The organism is Agromyces sp. Root1464, assembly GCF_001427265.1.
GTDB classification, from domain to species: Bacteria; Actinomycetota; Actinomycetes; order Actinomycetales; family Microbacteriaceae; genus Agromyces; species Agromyces fucosus.
The window spans coordinates 1,136,034-1,162,444 of sequence record NZ_LMFU01000001.1; the positions used below are offsets into that span (position 1 = coordinate 1,136,034).

The 26,411-nt window shown below is 69.0% G+C and carries 26 protein-coding genes and 1 pseudogene; 18 read left to right on the forward strand and 9 right to left on the reverse strand.

Going from position 1 to position 26,411, the window contains the following annotated elements:
• Window positions 1–27: 27 nt before the first annotated feature.
• The 3 genes from trxB to ASD23_RS05175 form a co-directional block, all read right to left on the reverse strand.
• Window positions 28–1,002, reverse strand: a complete 975-nt coding sequence (trxB, locus tag ASD23_RS05165) for a thioredoxin-disulfide reductase (protein WP_056007117.1) — start codon at window positions 1,000–1,002, stop codon at window positions 28–30.
• Between the two features lie 131 nt (window positions 1,003–1,133).
• Complete coding sequence (murJ, locus tag ASD23_RS05170; protein WP_056007121.1) at window positions 1,134–2,753, reverse strand: murein biosynthesis integral membrane protein MurJ; 1,620 nt, start codon at window positions 2,751–2,753, stop codon at window positions 1,134–1,136.
• Window positions 2,746–5,214, reverse strand: a complete 2,469-nt coding sequence (locus ASD23_RS05175; protein ID WP_056007123.1) for a DUF6049 family protein — start codon at window positions 5,212–5,214, stop codon at window positions 2,746–2,748. The genes murJ and ASD23_RS05175 overlap by 8 nt, the downstream gene beginning before the upstream one ends.
• A 104-nt stretch (window positions 5,215–5,318) precedes the next feature.
• On the opposite strand from ASD23_RS05175, the gene ASD23_RS05180 reads away from it, so the two are divergent.
• The 7 genes and pseudogenes from ASD23_RS05180 (at window position 5,319) to dnaB (ending at window position 11,370) form a co-directional block, all read left to right on the forward strand.
• The gene (locus ASD23_RS05180; RefSeq protein ID WP_056007126.1) at window positions 5,319–6,758 is read left to right on the forward strand and encodes a CCA tRNA nucleotidyltransferase; all 1,440 of its coding nucleotides are present in this window, start codon (window positions 5,319–5,321) and stop codon (window positions 6,756–6,758) included.
• Window positions 6,755–7,564 carry a hypothetical protein gene (locus tag ASD23_RS05185; protein WP_157377011.1) on the forward strand — a complete coding sequence of 270 codons (810 nt, stop codon included), beginning with the start codon at window positions 6,755–6,757 and terminating at the stop codon, window positions 7,562–7,564. Before ASD23_RS05180 ends, ASD23_RS05185 begins: the two co-directional genes overlap by 4 nt.
• Before the next feature lie 156 nt (window positions 7,565–7,720).
• Window positions 7,721–8,083, forward strand: a pseudogene (gene rpsF, locus ASD23_RS05190) (30S ribosomal protein S6); the annotation flags it as partial.
• Between the two features lie 98 nt (window positions 8,084–8,181).
• Window positions 8,182–8,706 carry a single-stranded DNA-binding protein gene (locus tag ASD23_RS05195; RefSeq protein ID WP_056007138.1) on the forward strand — a complete coding sequence of 175 codons (525 nt, stop codon included), beginning with the start codon at window positions 8,182–8,184 and terminating at the stop codon, window positions 8,704–8,706.
• Between the two features lie 89 nt (window positions 8,707–8,795).
• Complete coding sequence (gene rpsR / locus ASD23_RS05200; RefSeq protein WP_022892391.1) at window positions 8,796–9,056, forward strand: 30S ribosomal protein S18; 261 nt, start codon at window positions 8,796–8,798, stop codon at window positions 9,054–9,056.
• A gap of 11 nt (window positions 9,057–9,067) precedes the next feature.
• Complete coding sequence (gene rplI / locus ASD23_RS05205) at window positions 9,068–9,520, forward strand: 50S ribosomal protein L9 (RefSeq protein ID WP_056007140.1); 453 nt, start codon at window positions 9,068–9,070, stop codon at window positions 9,518–9,520.
• A 476-nt stretch (window positions 9,521–9,996) separates the two neighbouring features.
• Entirely contained in the window at window positions 9,997–11,370 is a 1,374-nt protein-coding gene (gene dnaB, locus ASD23_RS05210; RefSeq protein ID WP_056007924.1) for a replicative DNA helicase, read from the forward strand.
• 4 nt (window positions 11,371–11,374) lie between these two features.
• On the opposite strand, the gene ASD23_RS05215 is transcribed toward dnaB, so the two are convergent.
• Entirely contained in the window at window positions 11,375–11,848 is a 474-nt protein-coding gene (locus tag ASD23_RS05215; protein WP_082571199.1) for a winged helix-turn-helix transcriptional regulator, read from the reverse strand.
• Between the two features lie 103 nt (window positions 11,849–11,951).
• On the opposite strand from ASD23_RS05215, the gene ASD23_RS05220 reads away from it, so the two are divergent.
• Window positions 11,952–12,449, forward strand: a complete 498-nt coding sequence (locus ASD23_RS05220) for an SRPBCC family protein (RefSeq protein ID WP_056007143.1) — start codon at window positions 11,952–11,954, stop codon at window positions 12,447–12,449.
• A 9-nt stretch (window positions 12,450–12,458) separates the two neighbouring features.
• On the opposite strand, the gene ASD23_RS05225 is transcribed toward ASD23_RS05220, so the two are convergent.
• Window positions 12,459–13,064, reverse strand: a complete 606-nt coding sequence (locus tag ASD23_RS05225; protein ID WP_056007146.1) for a dihydrofolate reductase family protein — start codon at window positions 13,062–13,064, stop codon at window positions 12,459–12,461.
• 75 nt (window positions 13,065–13,139) lie between these two features.
• Between ASD23_RS05225 and ASD23_RS05230 the strand changes: the two genes are divergently transcribed.
• On the forward strand, window positions 13,140–13,724 hold the full coding sequence (locus tag ASD23_RS05230) for a TetR/AcrR family transcriptional regulator (protein WP_056007151.1): 585 nt from the start codon (window positions 13,140–13,142) through the stop codon (window positions 13,722–13,724).
• Here ASD23_RS05230 and ASD23_RS18790 read toward each other — a convergent pair.
• Complete coding sequence (locus ASD23_RS18790) at window positions 13,690–14,466, reverse strand: SAM-dependent methyltransferase (protein ID WP_056007154.1); 777 nt, start codon at window positions 14,464–14,466, stop codon at window positions 13,690–13,692. The two genes, ASD23_RS05230 and ASD23_RS18790, sit on opposite strands and share 35 nt — an antisense overlap.
• A gap of 132 nt (window positions 14,467–14,598) precedes the next feature.
• Between ASD23_RS18790 and ASD23_RS18795 the strand changes: the two genes are divergently transcribed.
• The 7 genes from ASD23_RS18795 to ASD23_RS05270 all read left to right on the forward strand — a co-directional run bounded on the left by ASD23_RS18795 (window position 14,599) and on the right by ASD23_RS05270 (window position 19,895).
• Window positions 14,599–14,958, forward strand: coding sequence for an MmcQ/YjbR family DNA-binding protein (locus tag ASD23_RS18795; protein WP_056007157.1), 360 nt, complete (start codon window positions 14,599–14,601; stop codon window positions 14,956–14,958).
• Between the two features lie 130 nt (window positions 14,959–15,088).
• Window positions 15,089–15,460: a hypothetical protein gene (locus ASD23_RS05245; protein WP_056007160.1), complete on the forward strand. Its 372-nt coding sequence runs from the start codon at window positions 15,089–15,091 to the stop codon at window positions 15,458–15,460.
• A 109-nt stretch (window positions 15,461–15,569) separates the two neighbouring features.
• On the forward strand, window positions 15,570–16,664 hold the full coding sequence (locus ASD23_RS05250; protein ID WP_199470637.1) for a sensor histidine kinase: 1,095 nt from the start codon (window positions 15,570–15,572) through the stop codon (window positions 16,662–16,664).
• A complete protein-coding gene (locus ASD23_RS05255) occupies window positions 16,661–17,299 on the forward strand; it encodes a response regulator (protein ID WP_056007167.1) in 639 nt (212 codons plus the stop codon). The genes ASD23_RS05250 and ASD23_RS05255 overlap by 4 nt, the downstream gene beginning before the upstream one ends.
• A 111-nt stretch (window positions 17,300–17,410) precedes the next feature.
• Window positions 17,411–17,806 carry a hypothetical protein gene (locus tag ASD23_RS05260; RefSeq protein WP_056007170.1) on the forward strand — a complete coding sequence of 132 codons (396 nt, stop codon included), beginning with the start codon at window positions 17,411–17,413 and terminating at the stop codon, window positions 17,804–17,806.
• A gap of 4 nt (window positions 17,807–17,810) precedes the next feature.
• Entirely contained in the window at window positions 17,811–19,127 is a 1,317-nt protein-coding gene (locus tag ASD23_RS05265; RefSeq protein WP_056007173.1) for a DJ-1/PfpI family protein, read from the forward strand.
• Window positions 19,128–19,244: 117 nt separating this feature from the next.
• Entirely contained in the window at window positions 19,245–19,895 is a 651-nt protein-coding gene (locus ASD23_RS05270) for a DedA family protein (RefSeq protein WP_056007178.1), read from the forward strand.
• Here the strand turns inward: ASD23_RS05270 and ASD23_RS05275 are convergent.
• Window positions 19,851–20,924 carry a Gfo/Idh/MocA family protein gene (locus tag ASD23_RS05275; protein WP_056007181.1) on the reverse strand — a complete coding sequence of 358 codons (1,074 nt, stop codon included), beginning with the start codon at window positions 20,922–20,924 and terminating at the stop codon, window positions 19,851–19,853. The genes ASD23_RS05270 and ASD23_RS05275 overlap by 45 nt on opposite strands.
• Window positions 20,925–20,986: 62 nt before the next feature.
• A complete protein-coding gene (xylB, locus tag ASD23_RS05280) occupies window positions 20,987–22,459 on the reverse strand; it encodes a xylulokinase (RefSeq protein WP_157377013.1) in 1,473 nt (490 codons plus the stop codon).
• Between the two features lie 128 nt (window positions 22,460–22,587).
• Between xylB and ASD23_RS05285 the strand changes: the two genes are divergently transcribed.
• Window positions 22,588–23,565 carry a sugar-binding transcriptional regulator gene (locus ASD23_RS05285; protein WP_056007188.1) on the forward strand — a complete coding sequence of 326 codons (978 nt, stop codon included), beginning with the start codon at window positions 22,588–22,590 and terminating at the stop codon, window positions 23,563–23,565.
• Window positions 23,566–23,580: 15 nt separating this feature from the next.
• Here ASD23_RS05285 and ASD23_RS05290 read toward each other — a convergent pair whose 3' ends face one another.
• Window positions 23,581–24,720: an ROK family transcriptional regulator gene (locus ASD23_RS05290; protein WP_162248730.1), complete on the reverse strand. Its 1,140-nt coding sequence runs from the start codon at window positions 24,718–24,720 to the stop codon at window positions 23,581–23,583.
• A gap of 157 nt (window positions 24,721–24,877) precedes the next feature.
• Between ASD23_RS05290 and ASD23_RS05295 the strand changes: the two genes are divergently transcribed.
• The gene (locus ASD23_RS05295; protein WP_056007194.1) at window positions 24,878–26,194 is read left to right on the forward strand and encodes an ABC transporter substrate-binding protein; all 1,317 of its coding nucleotides are present in this window, start codon (window positions 24,878–24,880) and stop codon (window positions 26,192–26,194) included.
• Window positions 26,195–26,411: the final 217 nt, after the last annotated feature.

Consider the following 26,411-nt stretch of genomic DNA (forward strand, 5'->3'; position numbering starts at 1 on the left):
GATCGGATGCCGCGGATCAGCGCTTGATCAGGTGATGACGGCGAACTCGGTCTCGAGCACGGCCTCGGCGGCGTTCTCGTTGCCGAGGGCTGCGAGGTAGTGCTCGGCGTCGAGCGCGGCGGCCGCGCCGGAACCGGCAGCGGTGATCGCCTGGCGGTAGTGCGGGTCGATGACGTCGCCGGCGGCGAAGACGCCCGGCAACGAGGTCTTCGAGGTGCGGCCCTCGAGCGCGATGGTGCCTTCAGGAGTGAGGTCGAGCTTGCCGTGCACGAGATGGGTGCGCGGGTCGTTGCCGATCGCGACGAAGAGGCCGTCGAGGTCGAGGCCGCGCTCATCACCGGTCACGGTGTCGCGCAGGGTCACGCCGGTCACCGCGTCGGTGCCGTGGATCGCGGCGATCTCGGAGTTCCAGATGAACTCGATCTTCTCGTTGTCGAAGGCGCGCTGCTGCATGATCTTCGACGCCTTGAGCGAGTCGCGACGGTGGATGACGTAGACCTTGCTGGCGAAGCGGGTGAGGAAGGTTGCCTCCTCCATCGCGGAGTCGCCGCCGCCGATGACGGCGATCGTCTTCTCGCGGAAGAAGAAGCCGTCGCACGTCGCGCACCACGAGAGACCGTGGCCGGAGAGCACCTCTTCTTCGGGGAGGCCGAGCTTGCGATAGGCGGAGCCGGTCGCGTAGATGACCGCAGCCGCTTCTTGCTCGTCGCCGTTGCCCAGCTTGACGCGCTTGACGGGGCCGTCGAGTTCGAGCTCGACGACGTCGTCGTAGACGACCTCGGTGCCGAACCGCTCGGCCTGCTCCTGGAACTTCGTCATGAGATCGGGGCCCATGATGCCCTCGGGGAAGCCGGGGTAGTTCTCGACCTCGGTCGTGTTCATCAGCTCGCCGCCGATCTCGACCGAGCTCGCGATGAGCAGGGGTTTCAGCTGCGCGCGTGCGGCGTAGATCGCGGCCGTGAATCCGGCCGGGCCCGAGCCGATGATGATGATGTCGCGCAAAGCCGCTCCCGTCGTTGCTGGTGATTCGTAGCATTCAACGAATCGGATGCCACGAGATGCTCAACACAGTCTAAGCGGCGACTATTCCGCCGCAGCCCCGCGGTGCAGCGTGTGACGGATGCCGCGTGGGCTCAGCGCTTGAGGCGGGTGATGAGCGGGGCGGCGAACCCGCGAAGCTCGGGCGAGCGCAGCATCCAGAGCACCGCGAAGTACACGATGCTCATCGAGGCGCCGATGATGGCCATCGACAGGATCGCGCTGAAGATGCTCGAGAAGGCGTAACCGTCGAACGAGGTTCCACCGAGCGCCCAGAGCAGGGCGAGGCCGACGATGACGGGCAGCACGAGCGCGAGAGCCGACCGGCCGTAGGCGATGAAGATGCGTCGACCGTCGAGCGCGCCGATGCGGCGACGCAACAGGACGACGGCGAGGACCGCCTGGATGGTGCCTGCGACCGTGATGACCACGGCGATGCCGAATGCCACCCAAGCGCTGGGCAGGGCGATGCAGCCCAACGTGCCGGCGATGATCAGCACGACCTGCACGAGCGTGATGAAGAACGGCGTCTTCGTGTCCCCGAGCGAGTAGAAGGTGCGCTGCACGACGAAGAGCACGCTGAACGGGATGAGGCCGACGAGATAGGCGAGCACAAGCGCCCCACCAGCGAACACGAGCGGTTCGACCGAGGAGAACACCCGGGCGAAGAGGAAGGCGCACACCATGAGGACCGCCGTGGCGAGCATCAGGATCACGCCGACCCCGCGCACGGCGCTCGAGAGGTCGTCGCGGACCTTCGGGAGGTCGCCGGTCGCGGCGTGCTCGCTCATGCGCGTGAAGTAGGCGGTGGCGATCGACACGGTGATCACCGAGTGCGGCAGCATGAAGATCAACCAGGCGGTCTGCTGCATGCTGACCGAAGCCTCGTCGGGCGATGCCGCGGAGACACCGACGACGGAGGTCTCGACGAAGCCCGCGATCGTCGTGAGCAGCAGCATGCCGAAGGTCCAGCTGGCGACGCCGGCGGTCGACCGCAGTCCGACACCGCGCCAGGCGAAGTCGGGGCGGTACCGGAGCCCCGCCCGCCTCCAGAACCAGAAGAGCACGAGGCCCTGGATGGCGACGCCGAGGGTCGCGCTGCCGGCGAGGAGCGCGATCATGCCGGGCGACCACTCGCCGGCGGTGCGCAGACCGTCGGGGTCGGAGCCGAAGACGAATGCGAACACGGCGAGTCCGGCGATGGCGACGACGTTGTTCAGCACCGGCACCCACGTGAAGGGCCCGAACACGCGTTTGGCGTTCAGCACTTCACCCAGCAGCGAGTACATGCCGTAGAAGAAGATCTGCGGCAGGCACCAGTACCCGAACGCGACGGCGAGTGCGAAGACGCCGTCGGTCAGACGCGAGCCGACGAGCGCCGTCAGCAGTGGCGTGAGCAGTGTCGCGACGAGGGCCGCCGCCGCGAGGATCACGAAGCCCAGCGTCATGACCTTGTTGATGTAGGCGACTCCGCCATCGCGATGCGCCGCGGAGCGGACGATCAACGGCACGAGCACCGCGCTCAGGACACCGCCGGCGACGACTGCGTAGATGGTGTTCGGCAACTGGTTCGCCACCGCGAATGCGTTCGCGCCGGCACCACCCGCACCGATGACGGCGGCGAGCAGCGCGGCCTTCACGAACCCCAGGATGCGCGAGACGATCGTGCCCGATGCGAGGAATGCGCTCGCGCGCCCGATTCGGTCTTCAGCCATCGCGGCGTCCGTCTCCCTGCTCGTCGCCGCGTGCGACGGTCTGCTCGGCCTCGGGGACCCCTGCGGACCCATCGGCTTCGGCTGGCTCGGCTGCCTCGGCGGCATCCGTCTCGACCGCAGCATCCGCGTCGTCGTTCTCTTCGGTCTCCGCAGCCTCAGCCTTCCGCTTGCGATGGCGGCGGATGTTGCGCCAGATGCCGACGCCGAAGAATACGACGACGATGACGCCGATGATGGCGGCGCCGAGGCCCTCCCAGTCGGCCTGCACGTTGACGGGGATCGAAACGGGACTGCCGACGGGCACTCCCTCGGGTGAGGTCAGCGAGACGGTCAAGGTGACCTCACCGTTGCCGATGCCCGCGGCCACGGGCACCGTCACGGTGCTCCGCGACTCGGGGTCGATTTCGACCTCGACCTGGTCTTCGACGACGAGTCGGCCGTTCGACGGCGTGACATCGACGACGACGGTGACGGGGTAGGGCAGCGCATTGAGGATGGTGGTGGGTACGCCGGTCTCCGACGACACCACGTTGATGGGGCTGCTGGGCACGATCGAGACCGCGTCGAGGGTTCGGCGCTGCGCCACGAGCCACTCGCCGACCGCCGCATCCCACGCCGGTCGGTCGTCGAGCCAGGCGACGTCGAGCAGCGCGAGGGCGTCGCGTCGGGTCGGGCCGGTGAGATCTCCGGGGTCGTCGAGCACGGTCGCGAACGCCGTCACGTTCGCATCGGTGCGGAGGATGCGGTCGACGTTGTCGATGCGCTGGCGGTCTTCGGGTTCATCGACGAGGGTTCGCGCGACGGGAGGTGCGCCGATCGCGTCGGTGAGAGATGCCGGAGTGACGCGCGGATTCGCGGCGAGCTCGTCGAGGGTGGCCGACACGCGCGCCGACTGCGTGCCTGCGCCGCGACCGAGGGTCGCCAGCAGCGTCGCAGGCTGGTCCGCGCCGCCGTCGTCGAGCAGGGCGAGTTCGGCACCGAGCCTGCCCGTTGCCGCTCGCCACTCGGTGTCGCTGACCGCCTCGGTCGCCGCGCGCAGCGGAGCGTTGAGTCGGCCGTCAGCGACGACGGCCGATGACCCGTCGACATTCGAGGCGGCGTTCACCCACTGCTCCGCCGGGACGACGTTGCCGGGCGCGAGGATCGACGAGGTCAGCCCCGCCGTGCCGAGGAACGCGAGATCGCCGGCGGTGATCGTGTCGTCAGCGGGCCACGCGATGTCGGTGCGGGTGTAGGGCCATGCAAGCAGGTCTTCAGTGGTCGGCACTTCACCGGCCGCCGGCTGGGTCGGAACCGGGGTGGCGCTCGGAACGGCGTCGCCGTCGGCCGGCTCCCCCGGGTTCTCGCCCGCAGTATCGGCCGTGCCCGAGAAGTTCGCCGGATCGAGCACGTCGGAGAACGACGTCGGACCGAGCAGGGCCGGCACGCCGAGCTGCGCCTGCGCCGCGACATCCGCATCTGCATACGCGAGCGGGAATATCTCGTTCGGGAGGCCGGCGAGGCGCTCGAGCCACGAGGTCGCGGTGCTCGGCGCCGAGGTGCCGAGCACGCGGATCGACGCGATGATGCGAGGGTCGATGCCGATCGCGACCGGGCGCCCCTCGACGGCGTCGAGCTGCCGTGACAGGAGTCCGAACGGCGAGGTCCAGGTGGCCAGGTCGTCGGCGCCGAGCAGGCCCGAGGCGGATGCCGGGACGGTCACGGGGACGGCGAGTGCGACCGTGGTCGCGCTCGTGACCGGCGCGGCAGCGTTGGCGAAGACCTCGGTGGAGGAGGAGACGACCGTGCCGCCCACGAACAGCTCGGCACCGAACCCGAGCACCGGCGAGTCGTCGATGTCGTCGATCGCCTCGGGCGGGAGCGTGATCGACACGACCTCGACGGCACCGGGGGCCACCGTCGTCGACGGGACGTCGGCCACGTCGACGCCGTCGAGCTCCGCGGCCTCGGCCGGGGGAGCCTCGGAGGCCGGGGCCTCAGCCGCGGGTGCCTCGGCGTCGGGTGCCTGGGCGAGCCACGCGTCGAGTTCTGCGGTGTCGTCGATCGGCGCGGCCGAGCGTACGAGTCGGACGGAGCCCGCCGCGACGGGTTCGGACGTCGCGTTCTCGATCTCCACGTCGAAGGTGACGGGTGCGTCGGTCACGATGCTCGTCGCGACCGTGGGCGCGACCCGCAGGACGACCCCGGTCACCTCGCGGGTCTCGGTCGGCACGGAGCGGGCGCCGTGCGCGGCGGCCGGTGCGCTCGTCACGGCGAGGGAGGCGGCGTTCGCCGCCAGGGGAGCCGCCGCGAGCATCGACGCCGCTGCGATCGCAGCACCGATGGCGGTGAGGCCTCGTCGGCGGAACGGACCGTCGATCGGTGACGAGGGCGACGAGAGCGACGACGGCGACCGCTGGGCGCCCTCCGTCGATTCGACCCGTGAGCACCGGCGGCGCGCAGGGTTCGACTCGGGCACCATGCTGGCGATTCTACGGCGTGGCGCCCGGGCGTTCGCTCGGCATCCACAGGCGCTTCGGGCGGCGCCGACCGGGTCATCCTCCGCCGGACGCTTAACATGGGGGCATGCAGAGTGTCGCGGCAGCCCTCGACCGGCTGGGCGAGCTGGCGGCTTCGCCGACCGTTTCGCGACTGGCGGCGGCGTTCGAGGCATCCGGTCACGAACTCGCCCTCGTCGGCGGCCCGGTGCGCGACGCATTCCTCGGCCGGCCGGTCAACGACCTCGATTTCACGACGGATGCCACGCCCGACGAGATCCTCGCGATCGTGAAGCCGATCGCGGAGGCCCACTGGGACATCGGCCGCGCGTTCGGCACGATCGGGGCGAGGATCGCCGGCGAGACCGTCGAGATCACGACGTACCGCGCCGATGCGTACGACGGCGCATCGCGGAAGCCCGAGGTCGTGTTCGGCTCGAGCCTCGAAGACGACCTCACGCGCCGCGACTTCACGGTCAACGCCCTCGCGCTGCGCCTGCCGAAGCTCGAGCTCGTCGACCCGTCGGGCGGCGTGGAGGATCTCGTGGCGAAGGTGCTGCGCACTCCCGCGGCTCCTGAGCAGTCCTTCGGCGACGATCCGCTGCGGATGCTCCGTGCCGCACGATTCTCGGCCCAGCTCGGGTTCGCCGTCGAGCCCGCGACCGAGCAGGCCATGACCGACCTCGCCGCCGAGATCGACCGCATCTCGGCCGAGCGCGTGCGCGACGAGCTGACGAAGCTGCTGCTCTCGAGGTCCCCGCGCAGCGGTATCCGGCTGCTCGTCGAGTCGGGGCTCGCCGAACGCGTGCTGCCCGAGCTGCCGGCGCTCTCGCTCGAGCGCGACGAGCACCACCGTCACAAGGACGTGTACGAGCACAGCCTCACCGTGCTCGACCAGGCGATCGACTACGAGATCGAGCGCGGCGTGCTCGACTCCCCCGACCTCATCCTGCGACTCGCAGCTCTGCTGCACGACATCGGCAAGCCCGCGACGCGGCGGTTCGAGGCGGGCGGCGCAGTCAGCTTCCACCACCACGACGTGGTCGGCGCCAAGCTCGCCCGCAAGCGCCTGCGCGCGCTTCGCTTCGACAACGACACGATCGCCGCGGTCTCGCGGCTCATCGAGCTGCACCTCCGGTTCTTCGGGTACACGGACGGCGCGTGGAGCGACTCGGCCGTGCGCCGCTACGTGCGCGATGCGGGCGACCAGCTCGAGCGCCTCCACATCCTCGCGCGGGCCGACGTCACGACCCGCAATCGCCGCAAGGCCGATCAGCTCGCGTTCGCCTACGACGACCTCGAGGAGCGCATCTCGGTGCTCGCCGAGGAGGAGGAGCTCGCCGCGGTGCGGCCCGAGCTCGACGGCGCCGACATCATGCGGTTGCTGGGCATTCCGCCGGGCCCGGTCGTGGGTGAGGCGTACCGGTACCTGCTCGAGGTGCGTCTCGACGAGGGCCCCATCGGCCCGGATGCCGCGACCGAGCGCCTGCTCGCCTGGTGGGCCTCGCGCGAGGAACCGCACGCATGACCACGACCACCATCGACCGCTCCCACCTCTCGACCTTCACGAAGGCGCGGGCGCGCTTCCACCTGCTCTGGGCCGTCGTGCTCCTGCTCGGCGTGGGGTTCTGGTCCCTGGTCTTCGTCGGCCCGGTCGTCGCGCAGGCGACCGAGCACACCGAGCCGGTCCCGGCCGTCGCGGTCGAGGAGACGACGGTCATGCAGACGCAGGGCTCGCGCCGCAGCCGTCACCTCGAAGAGGTCCGCGCGGTCGTCGTCGAGTTCGAGTACGCGGGCACGCAGTACCGCGAGACGCTCGCGACCGAGGACGAGCAGCTCGGGGACGTCACGGTGTACCTGAACACCAGCACCGAGCGCGTCTCGTTCGATGCGCCCGAACTCGTCGACTTCTGGGGCTGGTTCTGGGGCGTCGCCGGGGGTCTCGTGCTCGCCGGAGGCCTCATTGCATACGTTCGCTCGATCGCCGGCACCGTCCGGCTGGCGCGCTTCGACACGTCGCGGGCGCCCGAGTTCGCGGTCGAGGTCACGTCGACGAACGTGCGCGTCGTCAACCAGAAGAAGGCCGCGACGCCGAAGAACACCGCGATCGACATCAGCGCGGTGCCGGCTTCGGCCATCGATGGAATCCCGGCCGGCCGGGAACTCGTGCTGACGGCCCAGGCGAGTGCCGCGCCGGGCGTGCCACAGCCGGGCACCCGACTCGAGGGCGTCTTCGTGAAGGCGGGCGCGACGAGCGGGCTCGCGGTCGTTCGCTTCGGTGCGGATGCCGCGTGGTGGCCGGTCTCCATCGGCGAGAAGATCGCCGACGTCTGACCCGTCCCGGCCGAATGGCGCGGGTACGAGGCATCCGCTATGCTGTCAAGGTTGCCCGTGTGCCGCGAATGTGCGGCCTCCATGGCGTGACGTATGCACAACCCTCCTGCTGCAGAGATCCTGTAGCCGTTTGAGTCCGAAGGAGGTGGGTTAGTCATGCACCAATACGAGCTGATGGTTATCCTCGATCCCGAGATCGATGAGCGCACCGTTGCTCCCAGCCTTGACAAGTTCCTCAACGTCATCCGAAACGATGGCGGCAGTGTCGACAAGGTCGACATCTGGGGACGTCGTCGTCTGGCGTACGAGATCAACAAGAAGAACGAGGGCATCTACGCCGTCGTCGACTTCACCGCCGAGTCCAAGACCACCGATGAGCTCGACCGCCAGCTGAACCTCAGCGAAGCCGTCATGCGCACCAAGGTCCTCCGTGCCGAAGAGGGCATCGCCCAGGTCGCCGCTCACGCGAAGGCCCAGGAGGCGAAGGCCGCGAAGAAGGCCGCCGCCCAGGCGAAGGCCGGCGCGAAGGCTGCTGCTCCTGCAGCTGCCGTCGCCGCTGCCCCTGCTGCCGCCGTCGCCGCGGCTCCCGCCGCGGCCAAGAAGGACGACTAGTCCTCATGGCCGGCGAGACCATCATCACCGTGGTGGGCAACCTCACTGCAGATCCCGAGCTGCGTTACACGCAGAACGGCCTCGCGGTTGCCAACTTCACCATCGCTTCCACTCCTCGTACGTTCGACCGTCAGGCGAACGAGTGGAAGGACGGCGAAGCGCTGTTCCTGCGCGCGAGCGTCTGGCGTGAATTCGCCGAGCACGTGGCCGGTTCACTCACCAAGGGATCCCGGGTCATCGCTTCCGGGCGTCTCAAGCAGCGTTCCTACGAGACGAAGGAAGGCGAGAAGCGCACCACCATCGAGCTCGAGGTCGATGAAATCGGCCCGAGCCTGCGCTACGCCACCGCGTCCGTGACTCGCGCACAGTCCAACCGTGGTGTCGGCGGCGGCAACAGCTCCTTCGGGGGCGGCGCCGGTGCCGACGAGCCGTGGGCACCCAGCGCCCCCGCAGCAGCCCCTCAGGGTGGCGGCGGCGGAGACGTCTGGAACACCCCCGGTACGAGCTACGGCGACGAGACCCCCTTCTAGGCCCGGCGTCCTCAACAGGCGCAACGGCCGGTGAACGGATGCCGCAGGCATCCGCTCGCTCGAATCGTTTTCAATAGACAGGAAAGACAATGGCTGGAAAGTCGAGCGGCGATCGCCGCAAGCCGACCCGCGGGAAGGGCGCGAAGAACGCCGCCCCGGCGAAGTCCATCAAGGTCGGTGTCATCGACTACAAGGACGTCGCGACCCTCCGCAAGTTCATCTCCGAGCGTGGAAAGATCCGCGCCCGCCGTATCACCGGTGTCTCCGTGCAGGAGCAGCGCCTGATCGCCCGTGCCGTCAAGAACGCACGCGAGATGGCCCTTCTGCCCTACTCGGGCTCTGGCCGCTAAGGAGCACGACAATGGCTAAGGTAATTCTCACCCACGAGGTCACCGGCCTCGGCACGGCCGGCGACGTCGTCGAGGTCAAGAGCGGTTACGCTCGCAACTACCTCGTTCCCCAGGGCTTCGCTGTGGCGTGGTCGCGCGGTGGCGAGAAGCAGGTCGAGCAGATCAAGGCGGCTCGCGCCGCTCGCGCCCTGCACTCGCTCGAAGACGCGCAGGCCGTCAAGGCCAAGCTCGAGTCGACGAAGGTCAAGCTGGCCGTCAAGGCCGGCCAGGGCGGGCGCCTCTTCGGCTCCGTCAAGACCTCGGATGTCGCGGCTGCCGTCGCGACCGCCGGTCTCGGCGAGCTCGACAAGCGCAAGATCGAGATCACGACCCCCATCAAGGCGGTCGGCGATCACGAGGCGACGGTTCGTCTGCACGACGAGCTCTCGGCGACGATCACCCTTCAGGTGGTCGCAGCGAAGTAGTTCGCAGAACGCACGGAAGCGGCGGTTCGGGCCTCGGCCCGGCCGCCGTTTTCGCGTGTTCGGGGGCCGGCTCGCGTACACCCGCAGTGGTACAGCGCGCAAGTCGGCATCGGAGTTTCCTGAGATGGTTGTACACAGGTCGACGCACAGGTGCGGTGGACTTCCAAAGAAGTTTTCCCCCACAGGTGTGAGTAGATATAAAACCCGGTCAGACTTGAATTCAACCCGTGTAATTCACCGAGTTTCCACAGTTATCCACAGGCTAAGTGCACACATTCCACGGCGTTTCGCCCAGATTGTCCCCAGAGTTATCCACAGGCTGGGTTGTGTTGTGCACACCGGCTTCCCTATCGTGAAGCAGCGTCCATTCCACCCCGTTCGAAATCCCGGTCGACCAGCTGTGTCAGCGGCCTCCGAGACACTGGGTCGTGGGCGCGGGTCGCTCACCCGCTTGAGCCGAACCGGAGGTCATGAAGTTGTCGATCGCGCACATCGGGCTCGCTGAACCGGTCGACGACGGTGACGCCCGACGGGGCGAACGCGTTCCTCCCCACGACCTGCTCGCCGAGCAGAGCGCGCTCGGTGGCATGATGCTCTCGAAGGACGCGGTCGCCGACGTCATCGAGACCGTGCGCGGCGTCGACTTCTACGTGCCGAAGCACGAGGTCGTCTTCAATGCGATCCTCACCCTCTACTCGCACGGTGAACCCACCGACGTCATCGCCGTCACCGACGAACTGACGAAGACCGGCGACCTCCAGCGCGCCGGCGGCGTCGAGTACCTGCACACGCTCACGAGCATCGTGCCGACGGCTGCGAATGCCGGCTTCTACTCCTCGATCGTCGCCGAGCGGGCGATGCTCCGCCGCCTCGTCGAAGCCGGCACGCGCATCGTGCAGATGGGCTACCAGGGCGAGGGCGAGGTCACCGACCTCGTCAACAACGCCCAGGCCGAGATCTACGCCGTGACCGGCTCGGTCGAGACCGAAGACTACGTGCCGCTCTCCGAGGCCGTGACCGTCGCCATCGACGAGATCGAGGCGGCCAAGCACACCGACGGCAAGTTCACCGGTGTGCCGACCGGCTTCGCCGACCTCGACGACCTGACCAACGGGTTCCACCCCGGCCAGATGATCATCGTCGCGGCGCGACCCGCCATGGGAAAGTCGACGCTCGCGCTCGACTTCGCACGTGCCGCGTCGATCACGAACGGCCAGCCGTCGGTCTTCTTCTCGCTCGAGATGGGCAAGAGCGAGATCGCGATGCGCCTGCTGAGCGCCGAGGCATCCGTGCCGCTGCAGATGATGCGCAAGGGCACCGTCGACTCGCGCGACTGGACCACGATCGCCGCGACCCGCGGGCGCATCAACGACGCACCGCTCTACATCGACGACTCCCCCAACATGACGCTCGTCGAGATCCGAGCGAAGTGCCGCCGCCTCAAGCAGAAGGTCGGCCTGAAGATGGTCGTCATCGACTACCTCCAGCTGATGACGAGCGGCAAGCGCGTCGAGAGCCGCCAGCAAGAGGTCTCGGAGTTCTCACGTGCGCTCAAGCTGCTCGCGAAGGAGCTGCAGGTGCCGGTCATCGCCCTCTCGCAGCTGAACCGTGGCCCCGAGCAGCGCGCCGACAAGATGCCCGCCATCAGCGACCTGCGCGAGTCGGGCTCGATCGAGCAGGACGCCGACATGGTGATCCTGCTGCACCGCGAGAGCGCCTACGAACGCGACAGCCCCCGCGCCGGCGAGGCCGACCTCATCGTCGCCAAGCACCGCAACGGTCCCACCCGCACGATCACGGTGGCGTTCCACGGCCACTTCTCGCGCTTCGCTGACATGGTGCAGGGGTAATCCGTCACGCGACCGCGCGTGCCCCGTTGCTCAGCCGCGCGAACGCGCTCTCTTCGCCTCCGAAGAGCGAACCACCCTCGCGCACGGCCTGCTGCCACGCGTCGAGCACGTCGTGGCGGTCCATCGCCATGACCGCCTCCCACGGATCGTCCTCCTCGACGGGAACGCCGCCCATGCCCCATCGCGCCGCCTCGTACAAGAGCGGGATCGCCGCGATGCCGCGCTCCGTCGCCGAGTAGGTGACCTTGCGGGCATCCGTCTCGCTCGGGGTGCGCACGATGATTCCGCTGCGCTCGAGTCGGGCGAGGCGGTCGGCGAGCACGCTCGGCCCGATGCGCTCCTCGGACCGAAGGAACTCCCCGAAGGTGTGCTTGCCGAGTGTGAGGAGGTCGCGCATGATCAGCAGCGACCAGCTGTCGCCGAAGGTCTCCACGGTGAAGTTGGTGGGGCAGGTCGACCGGCCTTCAGCTCGCTTCATGCGTCGAGTCTACGGCATTGACTTTGATCATCAAAGTAACCTACGCTTCGATCATCGAAGTGAAACGGATGCCGCGGCGGCGGCCTGCAGCGGAGGAGCCACGATGAACGACACGACCCAGCACGAGACGCACGATCTCGTCGTGAGCCGCGACATCCCCGCTCCCATCGAGGCGGCCTGGAAATCGTGGACCGAACCCGACCGGGTGCTTCGCTGGTGGGGCCCGACCGGCTTCACCTGCACGGTCGCCGAGCTCGACGTGCGCGTCGGCGGCACGTCCCTCGTGTGCATGAGCGCCCCCGACTGGGGGTTCCCGGCGCTGTACAGCACGTGGGCGTACACGCTCGTCGACGCACCGCGCCGCCTCGAGTTCATCCACAACATCGCCGACGAGCACGGCGCCACGATCGACCCGGCGACCATCGGGGCAGCGGGCATCCCGCGCGACGTGCGGCACGTCATCGCATTCGAGTCGATCGGCGACGGCGACGCGACGCGACTCACCGTCACCGAACTCGGCTACACCGACCCCGAGCAGCTCGCGCTCTCGAAGAAGGGCCTCGAGGAGTCCCTCGACAAGCTCGTGGCGATCTACGTGTGAAGGCGATGCTCATGCGTCGGCCGCCGATGCCGCGGCATCCGTTCGGACCTTGGAGTACCACTCGACGACGTTGCCGCCCTCGAATGAGCGCACCTCGTCGAGCGCGAACGCGGTCGGGCTGAACTCGGGGCCGAAGGCGGTCCTGCCGGCTCCGGCGACCACCGGGTAGCGCTTGATGACGAGCCGGTCGATCTCGTCGAGCAGCTGGCCCGCGAGGACGCCGCCGCCCGCGAGGTAGATGTCGAGCGGCGAGTCCTCCTGCTTCAAAGCGCGCACGACGGCGATCGGATCGCTCGCAACCATCGTGACCGCCGGATCGAGCTGTTCGAGATCGCGCGAGACGACGAACTGGCGCAGGTGCGAGTACGGCGAGGTGATGCCGAGCTGGAGACCGGGCGCATAGGTGCGGCGACCCATCACGATGGTGTCGAAGTGTATGAGCGGAGCATCCGCGATGCCGAGCTGTGCTCGCGCGTGGGTGGGCAGGGCGTCGCCGTAGTCGCCGACCATCCAGGCCATGTATTCGTCGGAGCCGGGGAAGAAGTCGACTTCGTCGTCGGGGCCGGCGATGAAGCCGTCGATGGAGAGGGAGATGTAGTAGGTGAGGTTTCGCATGGGTCCTTCGTGTCGGAGCTGGGTTCAACCACTATAGTCATAGTGGTCGGTGAGTCAAGAACTGGAGATCACGCCATGGCGAGGAACACGGAGCGACGGCATCGCCTTCTGGATGCCGCGGTCGAGGTGATCGCGGTCGAGGGCGGTCGCGGACTGACGTTCGGCGCGGTCGACCGCGTGGCGGCGGTGCCGCCCGGTACCGCGTCGAACTACTTCGCGTCACGCGACCAGCTGCTCCGCGAACTCGCCGAGCACGTCTTCATCCGGCTCGCGCCAGACCCGGTCGAGGCCGCGGCCCGCATGGCTGCCGAGCCGACGCGCGAAAGTGAACGCGGGCTCATGATGTGGCTCGTCGAACGCGCCCTCGCCGATCGCGCCGCGCACCTCGCGCTCTTCGAACTGCGGCTCGAGGCGACCCGGAATCCTCACGTCGCGCCGACCGTGACCCGGCAGTTCGCCGGCAACCTCGCCGTAGCGACCTCGGACCACGTCGACCACGGCTTCCCAGGCGACCGGTCGACCGCGCTCGTGCTCTACCTCGCGATGAGCGGGCTGTTGCTCGATCACCTCACGATGCCGGAACTGCTGGGTGCCGATGCCGTCGCGGCGATCGTCGACACGATCGTCACGGCTGTGGTGCCGCGCGTCGCCGAGCGGTGACGAGATACTGCGGCTGGGTCGCGTCGTAGCTGGAGCCTTCCGGGCTGAGCCCCGCGGCAGCGACATCGGCGAGGAGTTCGTCGTGGCGGAAGGGCCACATCGGCAGCAGTTCGGTCGTCACCTGCAGCTGGTCATCGTCCCGGAGTGCTGCCACGGAGATCTGCAGGTGGTGTTCGGCGTCCCATGAAGGTGGCACCTGCCAGGAGTAGACCACCACGGCCTTGCCGCCGGCACGTTCCACGAGCCGGTCCCAGACGTCCAGCCTGCTGCCCGCCGAGCGGATCTGCTCCCAATTGCGGGAGGTCAGCGTCAGCACTCCGCCCGTCGCCAACACGAATGCCATGCCGTCGAGTGCGGCGCGCCGGCCGCTGCGTCCGACCGCGTGCGCGAGCGAGTTCCCGACGCAGAACACCGCGTCGAACCGGTCCTGCCAGCCTTGGTCGGGTAGCTCGTCCCAGCGGCAGACGCGCGTCGACACCTCGACTCCGTGCGCGCGAGCAAGCGCCTCGGTCCGTTCGACCATCGCCGGGCTGGCATCGCACGCAGTGACCCGGAACCCGGCCTCAGCCAGCCCCACCGCCAGCAACCCGATCCCGCAGGCGCAGTCCAGGATCTGCGCCCCCGGCTCGAGCCCGGCCGTCACCGTCTCGAACGTCTGCGCGTTGCCCGCCGGGGACGCCTTGGCATCTGGCACCAGCCACTCGTACACCGACGCCAATGACTTGTACGCGACCTCGTCCACAGTGCCCCCTCCACGCACATCGTGGCACGCCCATTCCGGCAGTGCCAGGGCCAGGGCTGCGCCTGCGCCTGCATCGCGGAGAGCGGGTCGAGCGCGTAGGACTCCGCCAATTCGAACTGAGAGACTGTGGACATGGCGGTCATCGACGACGTTCGGGCGCTGGGCACGGAGCTGGAGCGCTCCTACCTTGCCTACGTCCGCGGGCGATTGAAATTCCGGGTCGGTCAGCTGGTCTACGTCGCGTTCTCGCTCGACGAGAGCGTGATGGGGTTCGCCTTCCCGAAAGAGGAGCGGGCAGCGCTCGTCGGGGGGAATCCGCGCAAGTTCCAGATGCCCTCGGACTCGGATCTGCGCTTCAACTGGGTCCATGCCGATCTCGCGGCCCTTGAACCCGCCGAGGCCCGCGAGCTCGTCGTCGATGCCTGGCGCATGGTCGTCCCGGCGAAGGTCTCCCGCGCCTACGATCTCGCGCATCCCAACGGCCCGCAGTGATGACGGGCCCGTGCCGGCATCGGCGCGGCACGCTGACGCGAACCGATGGAGAGCAACCCCGGAGGCGGCATCCCGCCGATCTCCCACTTCGCATCTAGCCGCAGGCGAGCATCGAGCGTACCGTCGAGTTATGGCGAAGCTCATCGAGAACCTGGCGGAATCGGTGCCCGCGTGGGGCGCGAAGGTGGCATACGGCGAGAAGACCACGGTCGACGGGCAGGAACTCGTGCCCGTCGCCCTCGTGGCGTTCGGATTCGGCGGGGGCGAGGGCTCCGGCGACATGCCGGCATCCGAGAAGACCCCGGCCGGTCGAGGTGAGGGCAGCGGTGGCGGTGGCGGTGGGTACTCGGTGCCGATCGGGGCGTACATCGGCGGCCCCGACGGACTGAGGTTCCGCCCCAACACGATCGCACTCGCGGTGGTCGCCGTGCCGTTGGTGTCGGCGCTCGGCGCAGCGCTGGCCGTCATCGTCGGCGCGGCCCGGTACACCAGCAGGCGCTGACCGGCCCCGCGGCATCCGAGGTGCGTGACGGACCACCCCGGAAAGGTCCGCGCGCCCATCTGCGCGGCCACCTGTTGACCTGACGGGCCGAGACCCGCACAGTGGAACCGTGCAGTGGGCCATGGCGATCCTCACCGTCGTCGCGTACGTGACGCTGCCGCTCGGGTCTGCGAGCTTCGAGCAGCAGCCGCTCCCGACGCTGCTCGTCGGACTCGCATTCACGCTGCTCGCGATCTTCGGGTTCCGCTTCGTTCAGGGCCGCTCGATCTGGTGGGCCGTGGCCTACGTGGCCGTGCAGTTGCCCCTCGGCTTCGTGCTGTTCTCCCTGTCGGGTGCGGCGGTCGGATCGATCCTGCTGCTCGTGGTGCTCGTGTCGCAGAGCGTCCTGCTCCTCCCGCTGCCCGTCGCCGCGGTTGTCGCCGCCGTGATTCCGCTGGTGCATCTCGGCATGGACTGGCAGGGCGGGCTCCGCGAAGGACTCGGCACCCTCGCGGTCACGATGTTCACGCTCGTCGTGACGTGGCTCCTCGTGCGAGAGCAGAAGGCACGGGCCGAGCTCGCCGACGCCAACGAGCGCCTGCGCGGCTACGCCGCCCAGGCCGAGCAGCTGGCTGTCATCCAGGAGCGGAACCGGCTCGCGCGCGACATCCACGACGGGGTCGGCCACCACCTGACGGTCGTGCAGATGCAACTCGAGGCGGCTCGCGCGGTCATCCGCACCGCCGAGCCGGAGCGACTCGATGCGATGCTGGCGACGGCGCAGGATCAGTCGGGTCAGGCCCTCGCCGAGGTGCGGCGATCGGTGTCGGCCCTGCGCGAGCATCGCCCCGCGCTGGCCGAGGCGCTGCAGACGCTGACCGCGGAGGCGACCGAGGCGGGCGTGCCGACCGAGCTCGAGGTGGTCGGCCGACCACGGGCGATCCGTGCTGAGGTGGACGAGTCGCTGTTCCGGGCCGCCCAGGAGGGCCTCACCAACGTCCGCAAGCACGCCGGGGCGAGCAGCACGAGCGTCGTGCTCGACTTCTCCGATGAGGATCACGTCAGGCTCGAGGTACGCGACGACGGCAGGGGCCTGCCCGAAGCCCCCGGTGACGGGTTCGGTCTCACGGGATTGCGAGAGCGGATGGCGAATCTCGGCGGACGGGTCTCGCTCGGCCCGGCCGGCTCCGCCGGACTCGCCCTCACCGTGGAGGTCCCGGGGTGACGATCCGCGTGCTCGTCGCCGACGACCAGGCGCTCTTCCGCGAAGCGCTCACGACCTTGCTCGAGGTGCAGCAGGGAATCGAGGTCGTCGGTGAGGCCGGCAACGGCGAGGAGGCAGTGCGGCGCAGCAGCCAGCTGCGTCCCGACGTCGTGCTCATGGACCTCCGGATGCCGGTGCTCGACGGCATCGCAGCGACCGCGCGACTCCGAACCGAGCAACCCGATGTACGGGTACTCGCCCTGACGACCTTCGACGACGATGAGGACGTGTTCGCGGCACTACGTGCCGGCGCCATCGGCTACCTGCTGAAGGACGTCAGCTCTGCGAAGCTCGTCGAAGCCCTCGGCGCGGCCGATCGAGGCGAGTCCGTCCTCCAGCCGTCGGTGGCTGCGAAGGTCGTCGCACGAGTGGCGAAGCTGCCGCAGGAAGCACAGGCGCCGGAGCATCCGCTCACCGAGCGAGAGGTCGAGGTGGTTCGGCTGCTCGCCGACGGGCGCAGCAACCGGGAGATCGCCCGGGCCCTGTACCTCGCGGAAGGCACGGTGAAGAACCTCGTCACGAGCGTGCTGGCCAAGCTCGACGTGCGCGACCGCACGCAGGCGGCCCTCCGCGCTCGCGACGTCGGCATCCTCTGACTGGGTCACAGCCGAGACGTGACCCGAGGCATGACCTTCTGCACATGACGCACCCCTCCGACTCTCGGAGGATTCCGGTATCCGAACGCTGGAATTCCGAGAGGAGTCGAGATGAACCACGAAACGATGACGCGACGCCGACCGTCGGTGCGGCGGTTCGCGCTGCACGGGCTCGAAATGGTGATCGCCATGGTGCTGGGGATGGTCGTGCTGGGCCAGATCTGGACCTGGGCGTGGCCCGGACTCACAGAGAACACGACCGCGCACGTGCTCGTGATGGCCACCGACATGTCGATCGGCATGGCCGTGTGGATGCGGATCCGCGGCCACGGCCTGCCGGCCATCGCCGAGATGAGCGCGGCGATGTTCCTGTCGTTCCTCGTGCTGCTCCCGTTCCACTGGGTGGGGGCGCTGTCGGCGATGGGGCTCATGACCGCCGGCCACGTGCTGATGCTGCCGGCCATGCTGATCGCGATGCTGCGCCGCCGGCGCGAGTACGGGTGGTGATCGAATGCGTGCCTTCCTCCGAGTCATCGTGCTCCTGCTCGCCGCGGCGGTGCTCCCGGCAGCGCTCGGCGCCCCCGCTGTCGTCGGCGCCCTCGCCCTGAACGAGCCGCGATCCGACGGCGCATCCCCGCCGCCCGCGCCGGCCGAATACGACCCGGCCCTTCCCACGGCCGTCGTCGCGGTCGGTGGGAGGGGAGCAGTCGTGTCGGACACGCTCGCCCCCTACGAGATCCTCGCCACGACGGGTGCCTTCAACGTCTACACCGTGGCATCCGATGCCGACCCCGTGCCGTTGACCGGCGGGCTCGACCTCGTGCCCGACCTCACCTTCGCGGAACTCGACGATCTCGTCGGTGGACCGGCGGACCTCGTCGTGGTCCCCGCCATGCCCGATGTCGGCCGGCCCACGACGAAGCCCGTCACCGACTGGCTCGAACGGCAGGCGAACGGCGGAACGCTGATCCTCAGCATCTGCAACGGGGCGGCCGTCGTCGCCTCGGCCGGGCTCCTCGACGGCCACCGGGCCACTGCGCACTGGCTGCGACTCGACGAATGGGCCGACACGTACCCGGCGGTCGAATGGGATCGCGGCACGAGGTACGTCGACGACGGCGACATCGTCAGCACCGCCGGCATCCTGTCGGGCATCGATGGAACCCTGCACGTCGTCGATCGCCTCATCGGCGGGGATGCTGCTGCCGAGGCGGCACGCGCGATCGAGTGGCCGCACTACGACCCCGAGGGCGCCGCACCCATCGAGGAGTCGCGGCTCGCGCCATCCGATGGGGTCGTGGCGTTCAACACGGCATTCGGCTGGGACCGGCCGCACGTCGGCGTCCAGCTCGCCGACGGGGTGGGCGAGATCGAGCTCGCCTCGGTGTTCGACACGTACGGTCAGTCGCTCGCCGTGGACACCGTCGCCGTGGGTCCGAAGCCGGTGCAGTCCCGGCACGGGCTCACCTTCGTGCCGCGAGCCGCCACCGGGATCGGGCTCGGGCTCGATCGGCTCGTCCTGCCTGGAACGACCGGCCACGACGCGCTCCCCGGGATGGAGCCGGTGCAGCGGCCACACGAGGGGGCGGGCTTCGCATTCGACGCGGTGTTGGAGGACCTCGCGCGAACGACCGACGTGGCCACCGCACGATGGACCGCCAAGGTGCTCGAGTACCCCGTCGACGACCTGACGCTCGAGGGACCGATCTGGCCGTGGACGGAGACGATCCGCCCTGTCGCCCTCGCCCTCCTCGGCGTGCTCATCGCGGTCGGCGTGTTCGCACTCCTCCGCGCCCGGAGGCGTCGGCGTCGTCGCGAGACCGGCTGAGCGTCGGGGCACCGTACGACGTGGGTACCCGCGACGTGCGGAGATCACTCCGAAGTACCAGGCGGGGGATACCGCGGACCGATGCGTCGACGACGATGGCGTTCGTAGCGTCGAGATGTGGACGTTCTCAACGACTTCATCCTGCAGGCCGCGGCCTCGCCCTGGCTGCTTCTCATCATGTTCGCGACGGTCGTCATCGACGGCTTCTTCCCGCCGGTCCCGAGCGAGATGGTGCTCGTGGCCGCCGCCGCCGTCGCGGCATCCGCCGGCGACCCCTCCACGCTGCTGCTGCTGTGCCTCGTCGCGGCGATCGGTGCGACGATCGGCGACAACATCGCGTACGCGATCGGCGGCGCAGTCGGCACGACGCGGTTCCGCTGGATGCGAGTTCCGCGGGTCTCCGCGGCCTTCGCTCGTGCTCAGCGAGCGCTCGTGCAGCGGGGCACGCCCGTCATCCTCGGTGCCCGCTACATCCCGGTCGGCCGCGTCGTCGTCAACATGTCGGCGGGGGCGTTGCGCTATCCCTGGCGCCGCTTCCTGCCCATCAGCGCCGTCGCCGGGGTGACGTGGGCGGTGTACAGCGCGACGATCGGGATCGTGGCGGGCCAGTGGCTCGAGGGCAGGTCGTTGCTCAGCGCCGTGATCGGCGTCGTCTTCGCTCTCATCATCGGGCTGGTCATCGACCGCCTTGCTGCGGCCCGTCGGCGACGCGGGACTACTGCCTCACGCAGCACCTCGGACGACCTCGTCAGGACGAGCGCGGCCTGACGCCGCGTCGTCGAGCTGTCGGCGCGCCTCGTCGAGGGTCTCGAGAATCGAGACGGTCTCATCGAGGGTGTGCACGGGCGACTCGGTTCGACCCTGGCCGACGAATCGCGCCAGTGCCGTCGCCTCCCACGACAGCCCGGCCATGGACGTCACTCCGGTGGGGTCGTTCCAGACGAGAGCGTTGCCGTCGTTGTCCGCGAGGCGGAGGGTGGTCGGCATGTAGAACGAGCCGGCCATCTCGAGCCTCGCCTCGGTGCCGGCGATGACCGCGGTCGACGGGGTGCGCACCACGAGCGTGGTGGTGAGGGTGGATTGGACGGAAGGCCCGTGTCCGAGCACGAGCGTCGAGTAGGCGTCCACGCCGGTGTCGAGGAGACCGCCGATCGCGGTGATCGACGTCGGCGCGCCTAGCACCATCGAATCCAGTTGGACGGGGTAGATGCCGAGGTCGAGCAGTGCCCCTCCGCCGAGTTCGCGGCGGTGGAGGCGGTGATGCGGGTAGTCGGGGATGGCCTGGCCGTGATCAGCGGCGATCGAGCGGATGTCTCCGAGCACCCCGTCGCGGACGAGCGCGCGCACCACGGAGGTCTGCGGCAGGTAGCGGCTCCACAGCGCCTCCATCAGCAGGACCCCGGCGCTTCGAGCGGCCGCGACCAGCGCGCGAGCCTCGTCGGCGGTCGTCGCCATCGGCTTCTCGACGAGGACGTGCTTCCCCGCGGCGATGGCCAGGAGACCCAGTGCGAGGTGCTCGCTCTGCGGCGCGGCGATGTAGACCACGTCGACCTCGGGGTCGGCGACGAGCTGCTCGTACGAGTCGTACGCCTTGGCGATACCGTGCTGTGCCGAGAACGATCGGGCGCGTTCAGCGGACCGCGATGCGACGGCGAGGAATCGTTGATCGGTGTGCTCGTGCACGGCCGACACGAAGAGGTCCGCGATCCACCCCGGTGCCAGCAACCCCCAACGCAGCGCCGGTGCATCGGTACCGGGAGTGAAGAGCTCGGCTTCGGGGAACGTGGTGGGGAACAAGATCGGTACTCCTTGATTCTGCGCACGACGCGCATCGGTTCGAACGGTTCAGGCGGAGGGAGTCATTGGGAGGTGGGTCGGCGGTCGGCACCCGTCCAGGCAGCGAGCGTCCGATACTGGTCGCGGAGTCGCGTCGGGGCCTCGTGGTGCGGATCGGTGATGCTCGTCCTGTCGGGCCGGAGCTCGACGGCGACGTCGGCGACTGAACGCTCGCGGAGAACCGCCGACGCTTGGAGGGCCGCGCCGCGAGCGGTCGATTCCGCGGAGTTCCGCGTGCTGATCGGCCTGCCGAGGAGATCGGCGAGCAATTGCCGGAAGGCGGGGGACCGCGCGCCGCCGCCCGTGATCGTCACCTCGCCGTCGGCTGCTGCTCCGACTGCGCCGAGTCTCGCGTGCGCCTCGACCAGGCCGAGCAGAACGCCCTCGAACGCCGCCCGAGCCAGCTCCTCGCGGGTGGTCGTCGTGGTGAGACCGGCGAGCACCCCGACGGCGTCGGGCCGATTCGGGGTGCGTTCGCCATCGAGGAAGGCGGCGAGCACGGGGCGGTCAGCCGCGTTGCCGCGCAGCGCCAGCTCACCCAGCCCTTGGACGCTGACGCCGAGCATTCGCGCCGCCCAGTCGGTCACCTTCGTCGCGTTCAACGTGCAGGCGAGTGGGAGGTATCCCCCGACCGCGCTCGCGACACCGGTCACGATGCCTTCGGGGTCGAACACCGGGTGTGCACTCGCGGTCATCACCACGCCCGACGTGCCGAGGCTGTAGGCGACGTCGCCGTTCGCGAGCCCGAGCCCGACAGCGCTCAGGTGCTGGTCGCCGCCGCCGGCGCCGACGAGGACGTCCCTGTCGAGGCCGAGCTCGTCGGCGACGTCTCCGGCGATCGTCCCTGCGGCTTCGTCGGGCCCCAGGACGGTGGGAAGCATGGCACCCCAGTCTCGGGCGCCGACGAAGCGATCGATCAGGTCCGTGCGCCACCGCCCTTCGTGCGCCGCGAAGTATCCGGTGCCCGACGCGTCGGATCGATCGGTGACGAACCTGCCCGTGAGACGGAAGGTCAGGTAGTCGTGCGGCAGGAGCACGGTGGCCGCCCGTCGCAGCAGGCCGGGCTGGTACTCGGCCATCCAGGCGAGCTTCGTGATCGTGAAGGCCGCGGTCGGGACCGAGCCGACGGCGTCGGCCCATCCCTTCCCGCCGAACTCGGTGAGGAGCCTGGCCGCCTGCGGTGCGGAGGTGGTGTCGTTCCACAGCTTCGCCGAACGGAGCGGGACGCCGTCGTGGTCGAGGAGGACGAGTCCGTGACATTGCGCGCCGACGCTGATGGCGCGGATCTCCTGCGAACTCACGCCGGCATCCTGCACGGCTGCGGCGAGTGCCGATGCCGCCGCCGACCACCATGCGGCCGGATGCTGCTCGCTCACCGGAGGGAAGGTCTCGGGGTGCGCTGCGCGCCCGGTGCCGAGCAACGCGCCGCTGTCGGCGTCGCGGAGTTCGACGGTGCTCGACTGAGTGGAGGCATCCACACCGGCGACGATCGGCATGCGGTCCACCTCCTCCACGTCAGCCGTTCGGCTGGTCGGTTACGCTCATTTGAGCGCCTTGCGTGCTCGTTTGACTTCCAAGATAATGAGGAGTGCCGACCCGCGCAACCCGATCGAGAGGAATACCAGTGTCGAAGCGCTCGATCAACGACGTCGACCCGATCCTCGACCGGGCGCTCGCCGTGAACGCGGCGCGGCGCTTCTATCTCGATGATCAGAGCAAGGTCCAGATCGCCGACGAGCTCGGCGTCTCCAGGTTCAAGGTCGCCCGCCTCCTCGAAAGCGCCCGCGAATGGGGCATCGTGAACATCACGATCGCCGATGACGGCGTCGTCGATGAGGCGCTGTCGGCCGCGCTCCGCGACGAACTCGGATTGCAGAGAGCGGTCGTCGTCGGAGCATCCGGGAACGACGACGACGTACGGCGCACCGTCGGACGGGCGGCCGCCACACTCCTCACCCAGACGCTGCAGGACGGCGAGACGCTCGGGATGGGATGGGGGCGGACCCTCGGCGCGACCGCCGAAGCGATCGATGAACTCCCGCGGATCTCCGTCGTGCAATTGACCGGAGCGACCGAGATGACCCCGGACCTCTCTCCGGTGGAGATCGTACGACGCATCGGGCTGCGCTCGGGCGGCGATGTCCTCCCACTGTTCGCGCCGCTCGTCGCCGACGACGTCGCCACCGCCCGTGCGTTCCGGAATCAGTCCGACATCGCTCGCGTCCTCGAACGGCACGAGCAGGTGACCACCGCCGTGATGGCGGTCGGCAGCTGGAACCCGCCGTCGTCCCAGCTCTACGACGTCCTCGCGCCCGAGGTCCGCCAGGACCTCGTCGACCGCGGCGCCGTCGCGGAGATCGGCGTCACCATGCTCGACAGCCTGGGTCGCGAGATGGCACCCGACTTCGCCGATCGCTGCGTCGGAGTCACCACCGACCGGCTCCGAGCGACGCCGCGGGTCATCGCCGTCGCTGCGAGTGCCGCCAAGTCCGAGGCGGTGCTCGCGCTCGCACGATCCGGCCTCATCTCCGAACTCGTCGTCGACTCAGCCCTCGCTGGTGCGGCGCTCGCGCTGGGCAGGCGCACCGCCGCCGACTCATGATCGATGCGTTCGTGCTCAGGCGGCGGTCAACGCCATCTCCGCGGTACGGACGTAGTCGAGCGAGCGGGCGACCGCTCCTCGTGCGACGGCGTCCGAGCCGAGCGGCGAGAGGCTGAACTGCGGAACGTAGAGGCAATACGGCGAAACCGCCGCCTCGAGGGCGCGCACGAACGGCAAGCCGGCCCGCGCGAACCCGCCGCCGACGACGACGATCTGCGGGTCGATGGCGAGGATGAGCGTCGCGAGTCCACCGGCGATCTCCTCGGCGAACGCGTTCACCGCCGCGACCGCGTGCGCCTCGCCACTCGCGGCTCCGCTCAGGAGTGAATCCACGCTCCGGTCACCTGCGCGTCGGTGGAACCGTTCCACGGCGTCGTTCCAACCGATCCTGGCGTTGGCGCCGATCTCACCGGCACCGCCGTGGTATCCACGGATGACCCGGCCGTCGACGATCAGGCCCGCCGCGATGCGATGGCCCGCGAGCAGGAAGATCGCGTCTGCAGCGCCGACCGCGTGGCCCCATGCCGCCTCGGCGCGCGTCGCCAGTTTGGCGTCGTTGTCGAACGACACGTTGGATGCCGGGAAGGCGTTGCGGAGTCGTTGCGGAAGGTGCGATTCGAGCCAGTCGGGCACCACCGTGGTCAGGGCGATGTCGCCATCGGCATCGACGATCGCGGGTACCCCGACCGTGATTGCGCGGATCTGCGCCCCGTTGACGCCGGCGGCCTCGAGTGAGTGCTTGACCAGGTCGTGGATCGCGTTCCAAGCGGCGTCGCCCGACTCGAGGTCCAGCGCGCTCCGCCGTTCGGCGTGAAGGTGGTGTCCACGGAGGTCGGCGACGATCACGGCGGCGTTGTGTGGGCCGACATCGATGCCGACGACGACTCCGGCGAGGGCTGCGAAGCGATAGCGGCGCGCCGGCCTCCCTGCCTTGTGCGGCTCGGCAGCGGCGGAGATCTCCTCCACCCAACCCTCGGCGGTGAGGTCGTTCAGCGCTGCTTCGACCGTCGGTCGAGAGAGTGCCACCCGTGCAGCGAGTTCCGTGACGGAGCGTGGATCGCCGTCGTTGAAGTGGAGTTCGCTCAGTACGGCGCGCGAGTTGATCCAGCGCAGCGTTGCAACGTCACTCCCGCTCATCTGCGTCACAGCAGCCACCAGCTTCCTAGGTCGTGACCGAAGTCTACAAAACGAAGGGCATTTGTGAAAATGTCCCGCCCGTGTTGACAGTCCGAGGCGGAGAGCGTAACGTCCCAAAACGAAAAGCCCTTGTGAAATACCCGAAGGGCCCACACAGCAGTCAACTAGGAGCATCATGCAACGGAGCAAGTTCGTCCTCTCCGCTCTCGGCGCGTTCGCCGTCGCGGGCCTTCTTGCCGGGTGCGCGCCCGGCGCATCGAGCAGTTCGAGCGGTCCTCGCGAAGAGGCGAGCAAGGACCTCGGTGCCGAGGAGATCACGCTCAGCCTCGTTTCGACGCCGGAGTCGGGTGAGTCCACGAAGGCGACGATCGCCGCGTTCGAGGAGCAGTTCCCGAGCGTGACGATCGACTACACGCAGACGAATTACGAGGACTACAACAAGAGCGTCAATCTCGCGCTCAGCTCGGACGAGTCCCCCGACATCGTCCTGCTCAACAGCGTCGCGAACACGGTCAAGAACGACCTCGTGCTCGACCTCGACCCGTACGCCGAGCTGTACGACTGGGCGGACGTCTACCCGAGCAACCAGCTCGACCAGTGGCGGGTCGCCGAAGACGGCACGACATTGGGACCCGGCGGCGCGCTCTACGCCGCACCAGCCGGCTTCTCGATCGTCGGTCTGTATTACAACAAGGCGATCGCGGCGAAGCTCGGCATCACCGAGGCGCCGACGAGCCTCGACGCATTCGAAGCAGACCTCGCGAAGGCGCAGGCGGCGGGCGTGCTGCCGCTGCAGCTCGGCAACTCGCAGGGGCACTCGAGTTTCGTCGTGCAGCTGATGGGGCAGGCTGCCGATGGGGCGGCCGAGGCTGCGAAGTGGGTCTTCGGGGCTGCCGGCAGCGACTTCGCCACAGACGGCAACACCGCCGCTGCCACCAAGCTCGCCGACTGGGCTGCGAAGGGATACATCCCCGCCGACGCCAACGGCGTCGACCTGCAGGGTGCGGTCGACAACTTCGTGCAGGGTGAGGGCCTCTTCTTCGTCGACGGCAACTGGGATGCCTCCAAGATCGGCGACGGACTCGGCACGGATGCCGGGTTCGCACCCTTCCCCGGCGAGAACGTGACCGCGATCGGCACCTCGGTCGCCTATGCGATCTCGTCGAAGAGCGAGCATCCCAACGCGGCTGCCGCGTTCCTCGACTTCCTCAACTCGCCCGAGGCGTCCGAGCAGCAGTTCGCCCAGGGCTTCATGCCCGTCGACCCGTCGGCGGCCACGCCGGAGCCCGGCACGGTCAAGGAGGGCATCGTGAACGCCTGGAGCCAGGTCGTCGAGTCGAACGGCTTGGTCGGCTTCAACAACAACGCTACGGCGACGATGAACGACACGCTCACCGCTGCCAGCCAGGAACTCCTCGCGGCGAAGATCTCGCCCGAGGACTTCATCTCCCAGGTTCAGGCCGATTGGGCCCAGACGCATGGTCAGGGCTGACCTGCGGAACCGCTCGGCCATCGCGAATGCGGGGGCGTCGATCAACGGCGCTCCCGCCCCCGCCTCAGCCGGTGCGGTCGAGGCCGACCGGGTCGCGCCCTCCGCGGTCGGTACTTCGAAGGTCGATACCTCGAAGCCGGAACGTCATCGGCCGGCTCTTCGCCGCTCGCATCGTCGACAGGCGCGCACTGCACTGCTCTACATATTGCCGGCCTTC